The 3,051-nt window shown below is 43.5% G+C and carries 3 protein-coding genes; all 3 read right to left on the bottom strand.

Annotation, left to right across the window (positions count from 1 at the left end; all coding sequences use genetic code 11):
- On the bottom strand, positions 1-470 hold a 470-nt coding region (locus tag MKMG_RS11190; RefSeq protein WP_165078015.1), incomplete at its 3' end, for a chemotaxis protein CheC.
- 20 nt (positions 471-490) lie between these two features.
- Positions 491-2,767 carry a chemotaxis protein CheA gene (locus MKMG_RS11185; protein ID WP_165078013.1) on the bottom strand — a complete coding sequence of 759 codons (2,277 nt, stop codon included), beginning with the start codon at positions 2,765-2,767 and terminating at the stop codon, positions 491-493.
- 5 nt (positions 2,768-2,772) lie between these two features.
- The coding region (locus MKMG_RS11180) for a chemotaxis protein CheB (RefSeq protein ID WP_305847815.1) at positions 2,773-3,051 on the bottom strand (279 nt) is incomplete at its 5' end.

The raw sequence follows: 3,051 nt of genomic DNA, 5'->3' as shown, positions 1-3,051 counted from the left end.
CCTGCCACCTGCGCAAGAATATTTTCAAAGGCAGCAAGGGCCATATCAATTGTCATCATGGGCGGTGATGGCAGCATGACAACACCAAGAAGTTCTGCTGTTGCATCAAGGAAATGGGATATCATAATATTTCCAATTTCAATGATTGCACTCTCATCCATTTCATTGAATTCCCTGTCTTCATCGGTCGAACCAAGCATCGTGTTTGTAAGTCTTATCGCCGATGATCTCGGGACATGGTAGACAATATAACCGGCAGGCTGAATTTCTCCCTGTATCTCGAAGACAACCATGGCCGAAACTTCTTCACCAAAGTACTTACTGACCTGAGAAATATCGATGACAGCAACCTCAGGTACTGTCATTTCAATTTCACTCATCAGCATCTGGGAAAGAGAAGTGGCCGCATGTGAGGCACCAATATTTCCCATTTCCTTTAACATATCCAGTTGTAGGTCATTTAATTCCATTTTATCGTACCTTATATAATTTATATCATTGAATTTATATCGAGAATGGGAACAACATCTCCATCGCCGGGAATTGTTACTCCACTTACACCTTTACATGATCCAATTACGTTGCTTAACGGTTTGACAACAACTTCCTGTTGTCCCTCAACGATATCAACCGGGATACAGCATTTCGTGTTCTGATACTGTATGACAACGACGATATCGCTGTTACTTCCTCCTTCAAACATTTCACTCAGATGCTGAATCTGAAGGACCTCACCCCTGAACGGAATGGCTTCACTCGTTCCGATCCGGGTAATCGCATTACGGTCAATTCTTGCAACTTCTATAACTGCAGCGATTGGAATTGCACAGCGTTTCCCGTTAATCCGGACCATCATTACATCAATTATTGCCATTGTGGGCGGAAGAACCAGCGTAAATGTAGATCCTTTACCCTCTTCACTCTCTACGTTGATTTTTCCTTTTAACGATTCAATGGCACCTTTCACTACATCCAGTCCGACACCCCTTCCACTGATGTCGGTAATTTCGTCTGCGGTGGAAAAACCCGCCTGGAAGAGGAAGTTAATTATTTCTTCTCTGGTCAGATTGTTTGACTGTTCCGCTGCAACGAGCCCTTTTTCTATGGCTTTTGAAAGAATTACGTCAGGAGAAATACCACCGCCATCATCTTTCAGCTGGATAATGACATTCCCCTTCTCTCTCCATGCAGAGAGGACAACAGTCCCTTTAGGATTTTTCCCTGCCTTTAAACGTTTTTCAGGTATCTCAATTCCATGGTTTACTGCGTTTCGAATCAGATGGAGCAGAGGATCACCCAGGCCGTCTATGACACTTCTGTCCAGTTCGGTCTCTCCACCACTCATAATGAATTCAACCTCTTTTCCATCGTGCACCGCAACATCTCTGACGACGCGTGGGAACCGGTTGAATATCTGGTTGAGGGGAATCATCCGGATATTCATCATGAGATTTTGCAGATCAGAGACAGAACGGCTGACCATATTGAGCGCTTCATCCATCTCCTTGCTGCTATACTGATGAGCAATCTGCCGGAGTCTTCCTCCGGTAATGACCAGATCCTCCACAAGATTCATCATATGGTCAAGGCGGTGAATATCTACCCTGATATTCTGCACTTCTTTCTTTTTTGATTTTTTAGGGGTTTTTTCGGCAATAATTTCAGTATCATTATTTTCGACAATATTTTCAGAATCGTTTGCATCAGAACCTGATATAATATGTAATTCTGTGTCTTCTTCCTGTACAAATGGTTCAACCACTACATTCTGAATGTCAACACCCGATGCTGCAGCATGCAATCCCTCAGTGCCGGCATCTGAATGAATGATGAGGGTCAAAACCCCTGGAAATTTCCCATCGTCAAGATCTTCAAAAGATGGTTCGGATGAAATAATGTGCCCGATATCGGCCAGATTCTGATATGCAATCAGTGCCCGTACATCTCCCATGTCGCTCTCTTCTGAAACCGTAATGGTAATCTGATGAATATTATTTTCAGAATCGGGACTGGCATCTGCCGGTAGCTGTTCCCCACATTCCGCTTCCCGTGCTGATGAAAATGGCACAATTGTGATATCTGACATTTCAGAGACCATCGCTGCATTCCGGATGGTTTCTTCATCTGAACCGGTAAGAATATACAGACTCAAAGTGCCAGTGAAATCAGAGTCAGAGGATTCCAGTATCTCAGGAGTTGGGCTGCAGCAGATAATATCTCCAATCTCTTTCAGATTTGCAAGGGCAAGAAGCGCACGGATATCCTTCATCTGACTGTTTTCATCAATGGTAAGGGAGATGTGATGGGAATATTTTTCAGGTTGCTCCGGACAATTCGTATCGGTTTGAGAATACAGGCCGGATTCCTCTTCAGGTATATTTTTTTCATCAGATATCAGTTGTTTCAGCTGTCCTGCCAGTTCCCGTGAATTTAAAGAAGAACTGTCTCCGCCCGACTCAATATCGTCAAGCATCTCTTCAATTCTGTCAGTACATGCAAGAAGTATATCAATAAGATCTTTATTGACACTGCGCTCACCACTTCGAATCAGATGCAGGACATCTTCCATGGAATGGCAGAGTGCTTCCATCTCATCAAATCCCATTGATGCTGACATTCCTTTCAGTGTATGCGCTGCCCGGAATATCTCATCAATAGCTGTATCATCAGATCCATTTTCAAGAATTAGGAGATTGTTTACAATATTCTCATGGTTTTCTATGGATTCAGCAACAAAGAGTTTCCGGTATGTGTCATCTTCAGCCATGTGATTTATTCCTTATTTGCGATGTGTTTCATAATTTCACGGTGTATTCTGTTTAGTGGGATGACTCTGTCAATACAATCCCGCTTTAGTGCAGACCTGACCATCCCATATACCAGACAGTCTTCTTCCCGAACGGCAAAATTACTGCCTCCGGCATTTTTTATTGCAAGTGCTCCTTCTCCTGCATCATTCCCCATCCCACTGAGAATGACTGAGAGGCAGTTCTTTCCAAATACCTTTGCGGCCGAAGAGAATGTAATGTCAACAGCAGGACGAAAGATCGG

Origin of the sequence: Methanogenium sp. MK-MG (genome assembly GCF_009914725.1) — an archaeon.
Classification (GTDB): Archaea; Halobacteriota; Methanomicrobia; order Methanomicrobiales; family Methanomicrobiaceae; genus Methanogenium.
Note: the sequence above shows the minus strand (reverse complement) of the source record. Positions and strands in the feature narration are given on the sequence as shown.